Source organism: Bacillus cereus group sp. MYBK101-2 (genome assembly GCF_051918845.1).
Taxonomy (GTDB): domain Bacteria; phylum Bacillota; class Bacilli; order Bacillales; family Bacillaceae_G; genus Bacillus_A; species Bacillus_A paranthracis.
The window spans coordinates 155,007-171,992 of the sequence record NZ_JBQAIE010000010.1 but is presented as its reverse complement, the minus strand read 5'-3'; the positions used below and the strand labels follow the sequence as shown (position 1 = coordinate 171,992).

The window sequence follows — 16,986 nt, the reverse complement described above, 5'->3', positions numbered from 1 at the left end:
ACACTTTAACAAAACACTTTGGAGGGATTTATTATGAAAATCGGAATTATCGGAGCAACTGGTAAAGCAGGAAGTCGTATTTTAAAAGAAGCATTGGATCGCGGACATGAAGTAACTGCAATCGTAAGAAACGCTGCAAAAATTACAGAAGAAAACGTAAAGGTTTTAGAGAAAGACGTATTCGCTCTTACATCTAATGACTTACAAGCATTCGATGTAGTTGTAAATGCATTTGGCGCTCCAGCAGGAGAAGAACATCTTCATGTAGATGCAGGAAACGTACTTATTGAAGCGATGAAAGGTGCACCTAACACAAAATTACTTGTAGTTGGCGGCGCTGGAAGCTTATTTGTAGACGAAGAGAAAACAACACGTGTATTTGAGACGCCAGGTTTCCCAGGTGAATACCTTGCAACAGCTCAAAACCAAGGTAAAAACTTAGAAATCTTGCAACAAACTAACGATATTACTTGGACATTCATCAGCCCTTCTGCACTATTTGCATTAGGAAAACGCACTGGTTCTTACAAAGCTGGAAAAGATAATCTTCTTGTTAACTCAAAAGGTGATAGCTACGTAAGTTACGAAGACTTCGCAGTTGCGGCACTTGATGAAATCGAAAATCCAAAACATGTAAACGAACGCTTCACAGTAGTATCTGAAGCTGAATAATAAAAAAGCTCGTAAAACGTTATGTTTTACGAGCTTTTTCTATTATTGTACTTGTTCTAAACCATTCGGAGTAATCTTGAAAGAAATTTCTTTAAACTTCTTCGCATTCCCTTTTCCAACTAGCTCATTCTTATTATACCAATTCAAACGATCTGACTCCGCATGATACACTTTCAACACATCACCGTATTCAAACATTGCTCCGTTTACTTGTTCAGCAAACTTCTTCGAAGTTTCCTGTCCTTCTGCTGTTACATGCTTTTTCTCTTTACCATTTGAATCATAAAGCGTAAGACCTATATACTGCTCATTTACAAATCGATAATGGATTGTCTCATCTGTAAATGTTGCATGTAATTTCTTTTCTCCATGATTTAGCGTAACGATTGAACGGGTTATATTAGATACACCTTGATACACTACGCTATCTCCGTATGTTACTTCCATAGGAACTTCTGTCACCTTTTTATTTCCAAAACGATCTTTCGTTTCTACTCTTACTGTTTGCTTACCAATTGTTGTTGTATCTGGTTTCCCTACAAAACCTACTACTTCTCCATCATTCACTTCAACAAACTTCTTCGCGTCTAACGTTTCGCTATCTGTTCCGATTACTACTTTTTGTGGAACGGCTTTTACTTCTTGTTGCGTCTCGATTCTCTCAAAACCTTTTGCTGTTACTTTGAAGAATAGTTCTTTTGCCCCTTTTTTCTCACCTTGGCCAGCAAAGTTATTATTTTGATACCATTTTAAGCGGTCTGGTTCTGCATGGAATACTTTCACTACATCTCCATACTCAAACTGCAGTCCATTCACTTGCTCTGCAAAGTTCTTTGAAGTTTCTTGTCCTTCTGCTGTTACATGCTTTTTCTCCTTTCCGTTTTGATCATATAACGTGATTCCCATGTATTGTTCTTTATCAAAGTATTCATGAATTTGTTCATCCATATCAGTCGCATGTAATTTCTTCTCTTCATGCTTTAATGTTACCACTGACGCGATTTCATTGTTATATCCTACATATGCAATACTATCTCCATATGTTACTTCTAACGGTACTTCTGTTACTTGCTTATTTCCAAACATATCTTTCGTTTCTACCTCTACTGTTTGTTCACCAATCTTTGTTGTGTCTGGTTTCCCTACAAAACCTACTACTTCACCGTCTTTTACTTCAACAAAAGCTTTTGGATTTAACTTCTCAACGTCTGTTCCTACTACTACTTGTTGTGGTTTAGCCGTTATTTCTTGTAAACTACCTTTTAATTCAAAGCCTTGTGGAGTAATCTTAAAGAATTTTTCTTTTTTATTTTTAGCCTTCCCTTGATCTACAAGTGTGTTATTTTGGTACCACTTCAGACGATCCGGTTCTGCATGAAATACTTTTACTACATCACCATATTCAAAAGCCAATTCATTTAGGTCCATCGCAAATCTTTTTCCAGTTTCTTGTCCTTCTGCTGATACACGTTTCTTTTCAATTCCATTCCGATCATATATCGCTAAGCCCATATATTCTTCTTTCTCGAAACGGTAATGTATTTTATTATTAGTAAAGTTTACATTTAATTTTTTTTCATTGTGTCGAAGCGTCACTGTCGACATTACATCATTTGAAAGTCCTTGAAAAATGATACTATCACCATAAATCCCATTGACTTGGACAGGAATTGAATTTTTATTTCCCTTCTCATCCTCAATTTCTACTAATACTTCCTGTTTTCCATCCTCTAATTTAGACCATGTAATCTTACCTGTTACTTTTACATTCTCCCCTAAATTTTGAACAAGTTTACTTGCTTCATTCTCATCAGACTCTGTACCAACTACAAGGTTTTTCACCTCATTAGCAGGTTCACCATACGGAACCTTATACGGTTCAACTTGCTTCTCACGAATATCATTACTATCTGTAGCTTTCCAGATTTCCTTTTCTAATTTAGGTAAATTTAATTTTTCTATTTTCTCTCTAATATCATCATTTGGTGTTAATCCCCATTCCTCAAAGAAAGGAATTAAATTTTGCCCTGCCACTTGCGATGTCATATAAATAAATAGCTGCTTTTTCTCTTCATCAGAATGAGGCATTTCACTCTGAGGTAACAAACGATAGGCTTGATGTAATCTAGGATAAAAATGTTCTCCATAAACGACATTTAATTGCCAAAACATTGTAAGAGGATTAATGTCATCAATGAATCTTTCTGCTTTAGGTTTCTCTAAATACTCAAATGAGTTTTTATGGTGCTCATCCATTTCTAATTGATTCCCTAACGCCTTTTGAACAGCTAATGAGTAAATATTCACTGTAACTTCCCTTACTTTAGACCACTTCCAAGGTTCTTGCTGATGTAAATGTCCAACTTCATGCCATGGTCCCCAGCCATCCTTTTCAAGCACCTCTATATCTAAAACTCTATTCATTGCCGTCGGGATATATCCTGTATGATAATTTTTCGCGAACATAAAGTCACCTTCAGCAGGCTTCCGCTTCTCAACAAACTGAGCATAATGAATTGGAGATTTTGCAACCCCAACACCGTCCTCAGATAATCCTGCTACTGCATTTTCTATTCGAATAATCTTATCATGCAATTCCATTAACTCTATCGGGTTTGTTTTTTTCATAAACTTTTGTATAGAGCTCGGACTAGCAGTAATTAAACTTCTCTCACCTTTTAATTCCACTGCATAAGGATCCTTATATTTTTTTAACATTTCATCCCAATCTTTTTTCGTATGCTTACCTAAAATAAATAAAGGGAAATGACTACCACCATTCGTAACTGAAGCTGTTACTTCTCCTTCATTATTCATATTGTAAAAATATAAAATACCGCCTCTTGGAGATGAAATAATATTTTTCCCTGGTTTTAAATCAAACTCTTCTGGGTCCTTTTCATCATAAAATCTCGTTCCTATGAAAGCTTGAATAGGCTGCGTTCCTTTTATGTCAATTGTAATCTCTTCATTTGGCTCTGCATAAATTCCAGTTGGTTCATTCGCAGAAAGCTTCCAACTAACTCTTAAACGTTTATTTTCTTCATCCACGCTACCTTTACCAGGCAACTGAAATACTCTCTGCTCAAATTTATTCTCTGTAACCTCTTCTAATTTCCCACCTTTATTTTCTTCCAAAGGTGCTGCATATCCTTTCGATGCTTCGAAAGCTACTGGCGATAATAATGTAGATATACATATTCCAGCCACTAATACCCTACTCGTCTTTTTCTTCGACATAATCTGTGTCCCCTGTTCCTTTATTTAGAAAAAACATCCTATATATTCATTTAATAAAGCATCCTATTATCTTCATAAAAACATTTAATGAATAGACTAACACCTCGCGCACCTGTATCAATTACTACCGCATTCCTCTCCATGTATTCGCTTTCTTACATTATAAAATTTTTATGTACTGTATCCTCCTCACTTCTCTCTATTTGTGATGAGTTCTCTCTACATAAAAAGAGAATAGTAAAAGATATATTTCAGTATTGTCATCTATACATCTAAAGTTGCAAATAACAACAGAACCTTACATTTTCTTCATATATGACCATCTATAGGTAGTTTTTTCAACTGAATTTTACACGCTTTACACTTTGTTTGATAGCCTTTCCAATCAGAATAATGTTACAATTTTGTGAATACAATCTATTAATCGTAACGTTAGAATTTTATTATATTTATATTATTCCAAAATGAAGTTTACGCTATACAAATAGTGTTATTATCTTTCATTTAATTTTCCTGATATAATTTTCAGTTCGTAAAAAAAGCATTGGCACACGCCAATGCTTTTTCGTTATCTCTTTTGATTCGGTTTATGTGGTTCATTCGGAGTATGTGGTTTATTATTATCATGACCATTTCCTTTTTTCCAACTCACTGATAACTCCGGACTTGTTTCTTCTTCACTGCGCTCAAGTAATACGACTGCATTTTGAATTGTCGGTGTACCTTTATGTGCAATCCCTTGTAGCTTCGTTAATTTCCCGATTACCTTAAAGCTAAATCCACCAGCTGGTGTTTGTTTCGGAATTAAAATGCGGAACTTTTCCCCTACATTAAATTCTGTTTTTGATTCGCCTTTTTCATTTACAAATTTCGCTCCCACTGGTGCACCTGTTGCTTGCACTTTATACGTTCCGCTTTTTGCATTTGTTTCTACTGTATATAAGCCTGTTTCAAAGAAATCATTTTTTAATACTGCTTCTTGTTCTTCTGTAGGAGTTACACTCATTGTAATTTCTTGTAACTCTTCACTAGCACTTGCTTTTGCAACGATATCTTTCGTTACCTTTTCTACATTTTTATTGCGGAAGTCTAAATCATTAATATCGATTTGTTTTAACGCATTCCATACTGCAAGCTGCGTTGCATAATGAGCTTCTCTCCAATCAGAAACACCTAATTCTTGCGGGCTCTTTTGTGGATATCCATTCAATAATACGCGGTACACGTTAATATCCACTTTCCCCATTTCCGGTAAATCTTGACCGCTTGGAGATTTTAAATCTACATTTAAGCAAAAAGCAATTTTGCCATCTGCCGTTTTAATAAGCTCTGTTCGGATTGGTTTCTTCTTAGACTTACTATAACTCCAATCCATTTGATACTTTGTATGGTCCATAACTTCTGCAAATGCTTTTTGAAGTGGGAATAACACAAATAAAATACTTAAAAACATAGCTAAAAGTTTGAACGATTGCTTTATATTCATGTTTACAGCCCCTTATAACAAACTTGATATTAAGTAGTATTTATTTAGAAACTATTTTTATGCAAAAAAGAGTGCTTTTACGCACTCTTCTTTCTTACCCTAATCTTAGAAATCGAAGTTATCAGGATCTGGACCAACGCGGTGATTTTGATTTAACGCATCGATTTTTTCCATATCTTCTTTCGTTAATTCAAAGTTAAATACATCAGCATTTGCAATGATGCGGTGTTCTTTCGTTGATTTTGGAATTGTAATTACTCCATTTTGAAGATCCCAACGTAAAATCACTTGCGCTGTTGTTTTGCCATGTTTCTCAGCAATTGCTTGTAATGTTTCGTTATCTAATAATTGACCTTGCATTAATGGTGACCATGCTTCCATTTGAATACCTTGTTCTTTACAGAAAGCTTGTAATTCTTTTTGTGTTAAACGAGGGTGGTATTCTACTTGGTTAATCATTGGTTTAATTTCTGCATCTTTCATTACATCTTGTAAATGATGGATTTGGAAGTTACTTACACCAATTGCACGTACGCGCTTTTCTTTATAAAGTGTTTCTAGCGCTCTCCATGTATCTTTATACTTTCCTTCTACAGGCCAGTGAACAAGATATAGATCTAAATAATCTAGTTCTAATTTCTTTAAGCTTTCTTCATATGCAGCAAGTGTCGTTTCATATCCTTGATCCGAATTCCACACTTTTGAAGTAATGAATAAATCTTCACGAGAAATGCCTGCTTCTTTTATACCTGCGCGAATTCCTTCTCCCACAGCTTTCTCATTTCCATAAATCGCAGCTGTATCGATACTACGGTATCCTGCTTTAATCGCAGATTTCACAGCTTCTACAAGTTCCGGTCCATCTTCTACTTTAAAAACACCTAAGCCGAACCAAGGCATTTCTACACCGTTATGCAATGTTGTTGTACTTTGTAAATTTTTCATTATATTTTCTCTCCTTTATTTCACTCGATCTCTTTTTTCTAATGTCATACTCCACGCTGTTAAAATAACAGCAGCTACTACCATAAGACCACCTACCCAAGCAGTATGGATTAATCCTAACGAATTCGTTACAAGGCCACCTATATAAGAACCTAAAGCGATTCCTCCGTTAAATGCGGCAATATTAATTGCTGAAGCAACATCAACCGCACTCGGAACAAAGCGCTCTGCCAATATAACTACATATACTTGTAGCCCCGGAACATTCATAAACGCGAATAGTCCCATGAAAATAATTGTGATGAATCCAGCTACTTTAAATGGCGCTGTAAATGTTAAAACAAATAATATGATCGCTTGAATCAAGAACATGTAAAATAGCGCTCGAATTGGATTATGATTCGATAATTTTCCGCCAACCATATTCCCTATCGCAATGGCAATTCCATACACTAATAAAATGATCGTAACGGTACTTGCTTCAAACCCTGTTACTTCTTGTAATAGGGGTGATAAATACGTAAATGTTACAAATGTACCGCCGTATCCAAGTGCAGTAATAATGAAAACAAGTAATAGTCTTCCATTTTTAATTAGTTTGAATTGATCACGAAACGATACAGGTACACCATTTTTCAAATTAGATGGGACTAGTATACTGTTTGCGATAAAAGCAATAATTCCAATTACGACAATCGCCATAAATGACGCTCTCCAGCCAAACTGTTGACCGATAAACGTTCCAATTGGCACACCTGTAATAGTTGCAACTGTTAATCCAGTAAACATAATAGCAATGGCACTAGCACGTTTATTCTCTGGTACGATTGCTGCCGCGATTGTAGATCCAATTGACATAAACACACCATGTGCAAATGCAGATACAACCCTTGCAATAATTAATATGGTGAAGCTTGTTGCTAATGCCGCAATACCATTACCAATAATGAAAATAACCATAATCCACATTAATAATGTCTTTCTCGACATACTAGCCGTTAGCGCTGTTAAAACAGGAGCTCCTACTGCCGCACCTAATGCATATAGGGAAACAGTTAAACCAGCTGTTGTAACAGAAACATGTAAATCCTCTGAAATGGATGGCAATAAACCGACACTAATAAATTCGGTTGTACCAATCCCAAACGCACTAATTGCTAGTGCTAATAAAGCAAACATACTTCTTCGATTCGTCTGAACTCCCGAAGATGGTACTGTATATGAACTCAATTGAATTCCTCCTTATTGCAAGAAATCCAATCATAATAGTGCGATAAAAAGGCCCTTCTATCTTCTAAAAATATATTTAATCTCTACAAATGCTATTATGAATGGTTTCATTCTTTTTTTGAAGAACGCACTTTAAAGTACGATAGGCACCAAAAAGTAACATAGTCACTTTTCAGTACCGTACTACTCATTTGCCTCTTACATGTGCTATTATGAAACATATTTAACATGATAAAAAGTACGTACTTTAAAGTGCTATAGGTACTAAAAAGTAACATTTGTATGACTTAGCTTACTTTACTCACAAAAGGAGGGCTTTATTATGAAGAAATACAATATTCCTGTAGAGGCGACCTTAGAAGTTATCGGCGGAAAATGGAAGGTTGTTATCCTTTGTCACTTAACGAAAGGTACAAAGAGAACGAGTGAACTAAAACGTTTAATGCCTGGTATTACACAAAAAATGTTAACACAGCAATTACGTGAATTAGAAGACGACGGCGTTATTCAAAGAAAAGTATACAATCAAGTCCCACCAAAAGTAGAATATTCCCTTACTGATTACGGTTGGTCTTTAGAATCCATTCTTGATTCTCTTTGTTCTTGGGGCGAATGCCATCTTGAAAAAGAAGGTAAGACATCGATGTTAATAACAGAAGGTGAACAATAAAAAAAGGAAAAAATGAACATAAATTTGTCCATTTTTTCCTTTTTTTATTTGTATATACGTACATTTCTAAGCTTAACAAAATAATTTATGCGCTTTCATGCCTTGGCAGTACTACGTTATACACGTAATATCAAATAATTAGGAATCATTTTTATGTTAACATAGGTGTATATAGTATATAATATAGGATATATATTATATACACTTTCCGGTAACGGAGCTTTTCCATTATGCGGACAAGCCATGTATCGGACAGTTCATAAATAATAGGTAGGACATTATGGTTTTGGGTTTATGATTTCAGCTTACTTGCTGACATAAATTTAAAGGCATTTTATTGTGTTTTGTGAAACTTTGTATAAAGTTTCGCAAACGTTTACTATCTTACCTATCAAAAATAAGAGTATTGCTATCGTAAAGGAGAATTGGAGATGCCAGAAACTATGACTCAAACAAAGCCAGAACAAGAAACTGTACAAATTTCTGCTAGCCAAGGACAACTTGATGTACTTGATCAGTTGTTAAAACCTGAGGTACAAGAATCATTAACAACACTAGTAGAACAGCTTCCAAAATTAACTGAGCTTGTTAACATTTTAACTAAGTCTTATGACTTCGCTCAAACTGTTGCTACTGATGAAGTATTAAAAAGCGACACTGTTGGTGCAATCACAGAGCTTGTAGAACCTGTAAAAGATACAGTGAAAAGCATGGCTGCAACTGCAATCGAAGCGAAAGATCGTGCTGACGAAAGCAACGAGGTTATCGGCCTGTTCGGTCTATTGAAATTATTAAAAGATCCACAAGCACAAAAAATGTTCCGATTTGTGAACGCATATCTTCAAATTAGTGCAGAACGTAACAATAAATAAGTTAACTTATAACAACAATTAGTAAAGACGGGGGATATCATACTATGTCAAAACAAATTGTCATCTTAGGCGCTGGTTATGGCGGTCTTCTTGCCGCTTTAAACGTACGTAAATATTACAGCAAATCAGAAGCACAAGTTACAGTGATTAACCAATACCCAACACACCAAATCATCACTGAACTACACCGCCTTGCAGCTGGTAACGTGTCTGAGCAAGCAGTTGCAATGCCACTTACAAAGCTTTTCAAAGGTAAAGATATCGATCTTAAAATCGCAACAGTTGAGTCATTCTCAGTTGATAGCAAAGAAATCAAATTAGCTGGCGGCACTACTTTATCTTACGATGCACTTGTAGTTGCTTTAGGAAGTAAAACTGCTTACTTCGGTATTCCAGGACTAGAAGAAAACAGCATGGTATTAAAATCTGCTGCTGATGCAAACAAAATCTACAAACACGTTGAAGACCGTATTCGTGAATACGCGAAAACGAAAAACGAAGCTGATGCTACAATCGTAATCGGTGGTGGCGGATTAACTGGCGTTGAGCTAGTTGGTGAGCTTGCTGACATTATGCCTAAACTTGCAAAAAGCCACGGCGTAAATCCAAAAGAAGTGAAACTTCTTCTTGTTGAAGCAGGTCCAAAAATCCTTCCAGTATTACCAGACCACTTAATCGAACGTGCAACTACTAGCCTAGAAGCACGCGGCGTTACATTCTTAACTGGTCTTCCTGTAACAAACGTTGCTGGCAATGAAATCGACTTAAAAGACGGTCAAAAACTTGTTGCTAACACATTCGTTTGGACGGGCGGCGTTCAAGGTAACCCACTAATCGGTGAATCAGGTCTTGAAGTAAACCGTGGTCGTGCAACAGTTGATGCATACCTACAATCTACTTCTCACAAAAACGTATTCGTTGCTGGAGATAGCGCTGTTGTCTTCGCTCCAGACGGACGTCCATACCCACCAACTGCACAAATCGCTTGGCAAATGGGTGAGTTAATTGGATACAACTTATACGCAGCACTAGAAGGCAAAGCATTCGAAGAGTTCGCACCTGTAAACTCTGGAACACTTGCTAGTCTAGGACGTAAAGATGCTGTTGCTACAATCGGAGCAAGCAATACTCCACTTAAAGGCTTACCAGCATCATTAATGAAAGAAGCAAGTAACGTTCGTTACTTATCACACATTAAAGGTCTATTCAGCTTAGCTTACTAATCTGAATATAAGCCCGAATCATGCCCTGCATGGTTCGGGCTATTTTTATCCGAAATTTTCTCTAACTTATTTATTCGTCAAAAAAATGATATACCCTTTAAATTTATCTAAATATACTGACTCTTTATAATAAAAGCTGTCCCGTTTTGGAACAGCTTTTATTGTCGCTTTTTGTCGATAAATCGATATATCGGAGAAATCGCTGATATATTTCGAAAATCGCCGATATGTTTCGAGTTACGGTCGATATATTCGAAAAATCGCCGATATAATTTTTAAACCTTCTTCATTATCCTAACTTCACAAGGCTGTAGTTCTTCTTCCCTTTACGAATAATAATAAATCGTCCATCAAATGAATTTTCTACCGTAACATCCGTATCTACATCCGTTACTTTTTCGCCATTCATAGAAATAGCTCCATTATTAATATCTTCACGCGCTTGTCGTCTAGATGGTTCAATTCCTAAATCAACTAGCCATTCTACGATGTTTTTCGTCTCTTTTGAGGACTGGAATGTTGGCATTTCTTTAAAGCCTTGCTCAATTTCATCAGCTGTTAACGATTTAATATCTCCGCTAAATAACGCTGCTGTAATTTTCACAGCTTGCAGCAATGCTTCTTCTCCATGAACGAATTTCGTCATTTCTTCCGCTAATACTTTTTGCGCTTCACGTTTATGAGGCTCTGTTTCTACCTTCACTGCCAACTCATCGATGCGCTCTTTCGTTAAGAACGTAAAGTATTTCAAGTATTTAACGACATCACGGTCATCTGTATTTACCCAGAACTGGTAAAATTCAAACGGTGTTGTTTTTTCAGAATCAAGCCAAACGGCACCACCTGCTGATTTACCAAACTTCGTACCATCTGATTTCAATAATAACGGAATTGTCAATCCAAATACTTTTGCTTCGTGCCCTTCTAACTTACGAATTAAATCTAAACCACTCGTAATATTTCCCCATTGGTCACTACCGCCAATTTGCAGTTGAACATCTTCTTTCGTGTATAAATGATGGAAGTCCATCGCTTGTAAGATTTGGTACGTAAATTCTGTGAAAGAAATTCCTGTATCTAAACGACTTGCTACGATATCCTTTGCTAACATACTATTAATGCTAAAGTTTTTCCCGTAATCACGTAAAAACTCAATAATATTTATTTCATGTGTCCAGTCGTAGTTATTTACCATCTTTACTTCGCTATTTCCGCCAAAATCAAATAGCTTTTTCATTTGTGCTGTTAACGCATCCACATTATGTTGAACTACTTCTAACGTTTGAAGTTGGCGTTCTGATTGACGTCCACTCGGATCACCAATTGTTCCTGTTGCTCCGCCAATTAAAATAACTGGATGATGGCCAGCTAACTGGAATCTTTTCATCATCATAAACGGAATCAAATGTCCGATATGCATACTATCACCAGTCGGATCAACTCCGCAGTATAGCGAAATCTTTTTCTCTTCTACTAGCTTACGTAAACCTTCTTCATCAGTCTGTTGATTAATGGCGCCGCGCCATTCTAATTCATCAATAATGTTCATCTTTTGTCATCCCCTTTATTTTTTAAAAACAAAAAATCCCTATGTCTATGACATAGGGACGATGATTCACCGTGTTACCACCCAGTTTGTATAAATAGCATAGCTACTCATACCACTCTTAGCAATAATATCGATTGCCAATCCGCTTAGCATTACCTAAGATACTCCAGAGTGTAATTCGCAAATTTGTTTGTGCTAGGTTCCAGCATCCCCTAGCTCTCTCGTTAACAGTGACAAACTGCTACTGGGCTCTTTCAACGTATGTTATTTGTTAAATTATTAGCCATTATATTGAATTGAAAACAAATTGTCAACAATACCCAAATATTATTTTAAAATAATTCGCAGTTTCATACGTATATGTTATTCTTTATCTTCTCCAATAATCCTTACTTCACGCTCTAACTTCACGCCAAATTTCTCTTCAACTGTTTTTTGTACGAAGTGAATTAAATCGATGTAATCTTGTGCTGTTCCGTTATCAACATTCACCATAAATCCAGCATGTTTTAGAGAAACTTCTACTCCACCAATTCGCTTACCTTGTAACCCTGAGTCTTGAATCAATTTACCAGCAAAGTTATTTGGTGGGCGTTTAAATACACTACCACATGAAGGATATTCTAGAGGCTGTTTTGACTCACGTTTAAACGTTAAATCATCCATTTTTGCTTTAATTTCTTCATGTACACCTTCTTCAAGTTCAAATCTCGCTTCAAGAATAATGTAATGGTTGTTCGCAAATACACTCTTACGATATCCAAATTCAAATGCTTCTTTCGTCAAAGTACGTAGCTCTCCATCACCTGTCATTACGACAGCTTCTGTTAATACATACGAAATTTCACCGCCGTATGCACCTGCATTCATATATAATGCTCCGCCAACTGAACCTGGAATACCACAAGCAAACTCAAGACCCGTTAAGTTATGTTCTAGCGCAATACGTGATACGTCAATAATTGCTGCACCGCACTGTGCTACAATCGTCGTTCCTGTTACAGTAACACCTGTAATATGAATTAAACTTACTGTAATCCCGCGAATTCCACCATCTTTAATAATGACATTCGATCCATTTCCTAAAAACGTAACTGGAATATTATATTTGTTCGCATATTTAATAACTTCTTGAATTTCGTCATAATTTGTCGGCGCAACAAAAACATCTGCTTTTCCGCCAACTTTAATATGCGTATGATTCTTTAACATTTCATCTTGTTTCACATGACCTTCAGGCAATACCGTACTTAAATATTCATAAACCTCTTGCATATTCATTTTACGATTCCTCTATTTCTATATTCTTTTTATCCCGTTATACGGGCCCATAATATCCCCACATACATGAAATGAACCTAAAGTGGTGGATACAGTGTACCCAAAATCAATTCGAGACACCTATTAACCTCTTAATTTATAAGAGGTGCCACTCATATTAAAATATATATTGCATAATAAAGCAACCCAAATGAGCTACTAAACTTGACATGTCATCAGAAAGACAACAATTTGTAAAATATATTACTTTTTCAAAACACTACCCTTCAGTATCTTACTATACCACACGAAAATAAAGTGGTATTTTTTTGTAATCTTTACTTTATTTTCATCAACAAAAAAGATGCTTTTACATAGGTAAAGGCATCTTTTTCATTACTTATTTTAAATTACTTTTCGTTCTCTTCTTTTTCTTTATCAAACCATAACAGTTCATCGTTATCCACTTCACCATTATAATTGATTAAGATTTCTTCTCCTGCTTTTATATCTTTATAAGCATAGAAGTTAAATGTATGATTCTCAAAGACAATATCATACGTCGCATTCGGTGTATATGAATGATTGAATAACATGCCGTATCCTAAAAGGATTGCCGTATGATTAATCCCATACTCAAATGCGTAGTCAGCAAGTAATGTTTTCTCAATGTGTTCATGCTGTTCATTCGGATAAGAGATAACTGGCGCTGCGTGTATCAACTCACCTTTTTTAATATCACGAGTTGCAAATACACCTCTATTAAATTCTCCATCACTAAGTTCAGAAGTCTTAACTTCGATCATATACGTCACCTATTTAATTCTTTCTTTGAAGTATTTTAATTCCGCTATTAGCTGAATTTCATCTTCTTAAGCTTGGCAGAAAACGAGCAGAAAAGCAATTAAAATCCAAGCAAGTCTTCGTTTAAATGAAAAAAGGGCACAAACGTTGCGCCCTTTTTAAGTGATATTACTTTTCTAAAATATCTTCTAACAATTTCACTTGCTCGCTAACAGTATGTAATGTCTTCACAGATGTATCATTTCGATGTTTTTCTTCTTCCACACTTGCTAACACTTCTTCTGTAGCCGCAGAAGTTTGCTGGATTACATTGGAAGCATGTGTAACATCCTTTACGATATTCATCGTTTTAACTTGGAAACTTTCTTGATGACCAACGATTTCTCTCATTACATCATTAATTTCATCAATAAATTTCCCTAAATCCGTTACATTTGTTAAAACACTTACTAGCATTTCATTACATTCTTCTTGTACTCTTTCTGATTTCTCTACTTGCACTTCTACCTTACTTGCTTGATTACTAAAATCCTTCAAAATCCCTTGAATTCTTCCCGCAGAACGATTCGATTCCTCAGCAAGCTTTAGTACTTCATTCGCTACAATCGCAAATCCTTTTCCATGCTCACCTGCTCTTGCAGCTTCAATATTTGCATTTAAAGCTAGTAAACTCGTCTGACTTGAAATATTCGTTATTACATCTACAATTTCATTAATTTGTTTCGATTGCATCATTAAATCTCTAAATATAATTCCTGATTGTGAAACAACATCATTTAAACTTCTCATATTCGCTTCAAAACTTCGTAGAGTATGTACACTACCCTTTGAAATTTCTAAGCTTTCATCAACACGAATCGATGCATTTCTTACTTGAGAAATGATTTGTTCAATATTCCCCTCCATATCATTCAATACTTCTACCGAACGATGCATCATCTCTGATTGTGATTGCGTACCAACTGCTACCTCTTCAAAAGCGAAATTGATTTCACTCATCGACTCCATCGATGTATTCATATTTTGTCTTAAATAATTGAAATTACGATCTAGTTTTACAACCGTTTCCTCAATAAGTCTTTGCGTTTCTTCTAATTCCTGAGCTTTTCTCATTACTTCTTGCTTCTCATCACTTAAACGAGCTAGCAAGTTAGAACCAATTTTCGTGACGCCCCACATAGCGATTGTTACGATCGCTAACAAACTTGCGAAGTTTGCAGCTTCAGATGCAGCTGTATAAGCAAAAAATTGCTCTGGCCAATAACTACAAAGAATAAATGTGATTACAACTGCCACTCCGCCTAGAATTACAACGAGGCGTTCACTTAAATAAATAAGTGAAACGGCTAGTGTAAAATAGACCATTTGAAATACAGCTGGGCTTTCATTAAAAGCTTGTACCATAATGAAAGACATCATAAGCAACATAAATGTCATGATATATTTATACGTCGTTTCCATGCTTTTTATAAAAGTAAGAAGTGTTCCAAATACAACGACAGAAATGCCACAAACCCAAAACGCGATTGCTCTCTCTGTAAAAATATATCCGTAATACCCAATTGCGATGATTCCAAGGAAGAAACTACAAATTGTAATAAACAGCAATAAATGATTTTTCTGTGATTCTTTCTCAAGGTTAGAAAAACAAGTTTTCTTTAACCATTCCATATATAGTCCCACCTTCTGCACTTAATTACTTCAGCTTAAATACCGCACTCACTGGGTTATGATCACTATTTTCAAACTTTAAATCTTTTCCTTGCACATTTACAATCTCAACATTCGGTGAAACGATAAAGCCATCAATAATCGTGACGAAATTTTCACCTTCTACATATTTCTTTACATCATCTCTCACAGTCATAACAGACGGGTCTACAGCCCATTTAAAGCCACCATCAGTAAAGTCCTTCGGTAACTCTACTAACCACTCAGGACGCTCCTTCACAAACTTCGGATCACTTAATTGAACATCAGAAACTAATTGATTCCAATCTCCGCCCATTATTACGTAATCACCATTTTTATAATGCTTGTTCATATATTCTTTTAAAAACTCTACTTGCTGTTTTCTAATTTTCCCGCCTTCATCGTACGCAGACAAATGTAAGTTTACAAGTCTAACATGCTTTCCATTATTAACAGGGATTGTATGTTCAACAATCGCCCGATCTAAATCAAATAAACGCTTTGGCCAAGGCTCCATTCCAGGAAGCTGGAATCTCTTCGCTTCTTGAACAGTGTATTTAGAAAACGTACTTAATCCAGCCTCCGCATATCCCATTGGACTTGTAATTGGAACGGGAACCCATTTCGTATCGTAGTTCTTTCCGAACGACGAAGCATAATCAGGTAATCCTTTTTTCAAAAACTCATGCCCATTCACATCAAATGATCGCATTGATTTTATATCGACTTCTTGTAATAATGCAAAATCACTATTCTCATTTTGTAAAAACGAAAGCATACTCTTTAAGTTCGTTTCCGTTTGCGCTTTACTGCTTGAACCAGATCCCTTTCCCCCATCCATAAAGAAATCTTGATCCTTATCTAATCCAGCATATCCAATATTAAATGTTGTAACTTTAAATTCATTTCCTGTCGCTAATACGCGCTCTTTATTCTTTTCTACCTTCAAACTTATAACATCAGCAGGCTGTTCTTTAGTAAGTGTCATATACGCTAAAAAACCACCTACCACTCCCACCCCTACTAAAATACATATAAGTACTATTTTTAATAATTTCTTCAAATAAACGCCCCTTTTCTAAAACACACAACTTAATTATCTTTATTTTCAGTTAACTAAAACTGAATGACAGACATAACAAATATTTTATCATATCAAAAACCTTATATCACCATATTTAGTTTATAAACAATAACTCTTGCTCTTACATTATCAAAAATACAAAATCCCCTAACTCCTTCACTGGAAATCAAGCGTAATGTTTAGTACACTATATGTAATAATCATAGGTGATGGAGTTCGCCATAAACGCTACTTAGCTAATGACTCCTACCAGTATAAC

The 16,986-nt window shown here is 35.7% G+C and carries 13 protein-coding genes, 1 riboswitch and 1 other annotated feature; of the genes, 4 read left to right on the top strand and 9 right to left on the bottom strand.

Going from position 1 to position 16,986, the window contains the following annotated elements:
• The first annotated feature begins 33 nt into the window (after positions 1-33).
• The gene (locus tag ACTFSI_RS19330) at positions 34-672 is read left to right on the top strand and encodes an NAD(P)-dependent oxidoreductase (RefSeq protein WP_000689885.1); all 639 of its coding nucleotides are present in this window, start codon (positions 34-36) and stop codon (positions 670-672) included.
• Positions 673-714: 42 nt separating this feature from the next.
• Here the strand turns inward: ACTFSI_RS19330 and ACTFSI_RS19325 are convergent, their stop codons facing one another.
• The 4 genes from ACTFSI_RS19325 to ACTFSI_RS19310 form a co-directional block, all read right to left on the bottom strand.
• On the bottom strand, positions 715-3,912 hold the full coding sequence (locus tag ACTFSI_RS19325; protein ID WP_440045567.1) for a putative mucin/carbohydrate-binding domain-containing protein: 3,198 nt from the start codon (positions 3,910-3,912) through the stop codon (positions 715-717).
• A gap of 568 nt (positions 3,913-4,480) precedes the next feature.
• Entirely contained in the window at positions 4,481-5,398 is a 918-nt protein-coding gene (locus ACTFSI_RS19320; protein WP_001022521.1) for a thioester domain-containing protein, read from the bottom strand.
• 105 nt (positions 5,399-5,503) lie between these two features.
• A complete protein-coding gene (locus ACTFSI_RS19315) occupies positions 5,504-6,343 on the bottom strand; it encodes an aldo/keto reductase (RefSeq protein WP_044791157.1) in 840 nt (279 codons plus the stop codon).
• Between the two features lie 15 nt (positions 6,344-6,358).
• On the bottom strand, positions 6,359-7,522 hold the full coding sequence (locus ACTFSI_RS19310) for an MFS transporter (protein WP_165444533.1): 1,164 nt from the start codon (positions 7,520-7,522) through the stop codon (positions 6,359-6,361).
• Between the two features lie 373 nt (positions 7,523-7,895).
• Between ACTFSI_RS19310 and ACTFSI_RS19305 the strand changes: the two genes are divergently transcribed.
• The 3 genes from ACTFSI_RS19305 to ACTFSI_RS19295 all read left to right on the top strand — a co-directional run bounded on the left by ACTFSI_RS19305 (position 7,896) and on the right by ACTFSI_RS19295 (position 10,338).
• Positions 7,896-8,243, top strand: a complete 348-nt coding sequence (locus ACTFSI_RS19305) for a winged helix-turn-helix transcriptional regulator (protein ID WP_000760470.1) — start codon at positions 7,896-7,898, stop codon at positions 8,241-8,243.
• A 431-nt stretch (positions 8,244-8,674) separates the two neighbouring features.
• Entirely contained in the window at positions 8,675-9,115 is a 441-nt protein-coding gene (locus ACTFSI_RS19300) for a DUF1641 domain-containing protein (protein WP_001115309.1), read from the top strand.
• A 44-nt stretch (positions 9,116-9,159) separates the two neighbouring features.
• Positions 9,160-10,338, top strand: coding sequence for an NAD(P)/FAD-dependent oxidoreductase (locus ACTFSI_RS19295; RefSeq protein ID WP_000043204.1), 1,179 nt, complete (start codon positions 9,160-9,162; stop codon positions 10,336-10,338).
• A gap of 289 nt (positions 10,339-10,627) precedes the next feature.
• On the opposite strand, the gene tyrS is transcribed toward ACTFSI_RS19295, so the two are convergent.
• From tyrS to ACTFSI_RS19270, 5 genes are all read right to left on the bottom strand, one after another.
• Positions 10,628-11,887: a tyrosine--tRNA ligase gene (gene tyrS / locus ACTFSI_RS19290; protein ID WP_001021079.1), complete on the bottom strand. Its 1,260-nt coding sequence runs from the start codon at positions 11,885-11,887 to the stop codon at positions 10,628-10,630.
• A gap of 51 nt (positions 11,888-11,938) precedes the next feature.
• Positions 11,939-12,154 (bottom strand) — a binding site (T-box leader).
• A gap of 96 nt (positions 12,155-12,250) precedes the next feature.
• On the bottom strand, positions 12,251-13,168 hold the full coding sequence (gene murB, locus ACTFSI_RS19285) for a UDP-N-acetylmuramate dehydrogenase (protein WP_001057091.1): 918 nt from the start codon (positions 13,166-13,168) through the stop codon (positions 12,251-12,253).
• A gap of 389 nt (positions 13,169-13,557) precedes the next feature.
• Positions 13,558-13,953: an SET domain-containing protein gene (locus ACTFSI_RS19280; RefSeq protein ID WP_000573649.1), complete on the bottom strand. Its 396-nt coding sequence runs from the start codon at positions 13,951-13,953 to the stop codon at positions 13,558-13,560.
• 166 nt (positions 13,954-14,119) lie between these two features.
• Positions 14,120-15,622, bottom strand: a complete 1,503-nt coding sequence (locus ACTFSI_RS19275; RefSeq protein ID WP_044791164.1) for a DUF4077 domain-containing protein — start codon at positions 15,620-15,622, stop codon at positions 14,120-14,122.
• A gap of 25 nt (positions 15,623-15,647) precedes the next feature.
• A complete protein-coding gene (locus tag ACTFSI_RS19270) occupies positions 15,648-16,706 on the bottom strand; it encodes an endonuclease/exonuclease/phosphatase family protein (RefSeq protein ID WP_000734845.1) in 1,059 nt (352 codons plus the stop codon).
• Between the two features lie 217 nt (positions 16,707-16,923).
• Positions 16,924-16,983, top strand: a riboswitch (Fluoride riboswitch).
• Positions 16,984-16,986 lie beyond the last annotated feature (3 nt).

What these genes read in the sequence shown, in the direction of transcription:
- ACTFSI_RS19330 (WP_000689885.1), top strand. Translation starts at nt 34, where the DNA reads ATGAAAATCGGAATTATCGGAGCAACTGGTAAAGCAGGAAGTCGTATT.
- ACTFSI_RS19325 (WP_440045567.1), bottom strand. Translation starts at nt 3,912, where the DNA reads ATGTCGAAGAAAAAGACGAGTAGGGTATTAGTGGCTGGAATATGTATA.
- ACTFSI_RS19320 (WP_001022521.1), bottom strand. Translation starts at nt 5,398, where the DNA reads ATGAATATAAAGCAATCGTTCAAACTTTTAGCTATGTTTTTAAGTATT.
- ACTFSI_RS19315 (WP_044791157.1), bottom strand. Translation starts at nt 6,343, where the DNA reads ATGAAAAATTTACAAAGTACAACAACATTGCATAACGGTGTAGAAATG.
- ACTFSI_RS19310 (WP_165444533.1), bottom strand. Translation starts at nt 7,522, where the DNA reads ATGTTTGCTTTATTAGCACTAGCAATTAGTGCGTTTGGGATTGGTACA.
- ACTFSI_RS19305 (WP_000760470.1), top strand. Translation starts at nt 7,896, where the DNA reads ATGAAGAAATACAATATTCCTGTAGAGGCGACCTTAGAAGTTATCGGC.
- ACTFSI_RS19300 (WP_001115309.1), top strand. Translation starts at nt 8,675, where the DNA reads ATGCCAGAAACTATGACTCAAACAAAGCCAGAACAAGAAACTGTACAA.
- ACTFSI_RS19295 (WP_000043204.1), top strand. Translation starts at nt 9,160, where the DNA reads ATGTCAAAACAAATTGTCATCTTAGGCGCTGGTTATGGCGGTCTTCTT.
- tyrS (WP_001021079.1), bottom strand. Translation starts at nt 11,887, where the DNA reads ATGAACATTATTGATGAATTAGAATGGCGCGGCGCCATTAATCAACAG.
- murB (WP_001057091.1), bottom strand. Translation starts at nt 13,168, where the DNA reads ATGAATATGCAAGAGGTTTATGAATATTTAAGTACGGTATTGCCTGAA.
- ACTFSI_RS19280 (WP_000573649.1), bottom strand. Translation starts at nt 13,953, where the DNA reads ATGATCGAAGTTAAGACTTCTGAACTTAGTGATGGAGAATTTAATAGA.
- ACTFSI_RS19275 (WP_044791164.1), bottom strand. Translation starts at nt 15,622, where the DNA reads ATGGAATGGTTAAAGAAAACTTGTTTTTCTAACCTTGAGAAAGAATCA.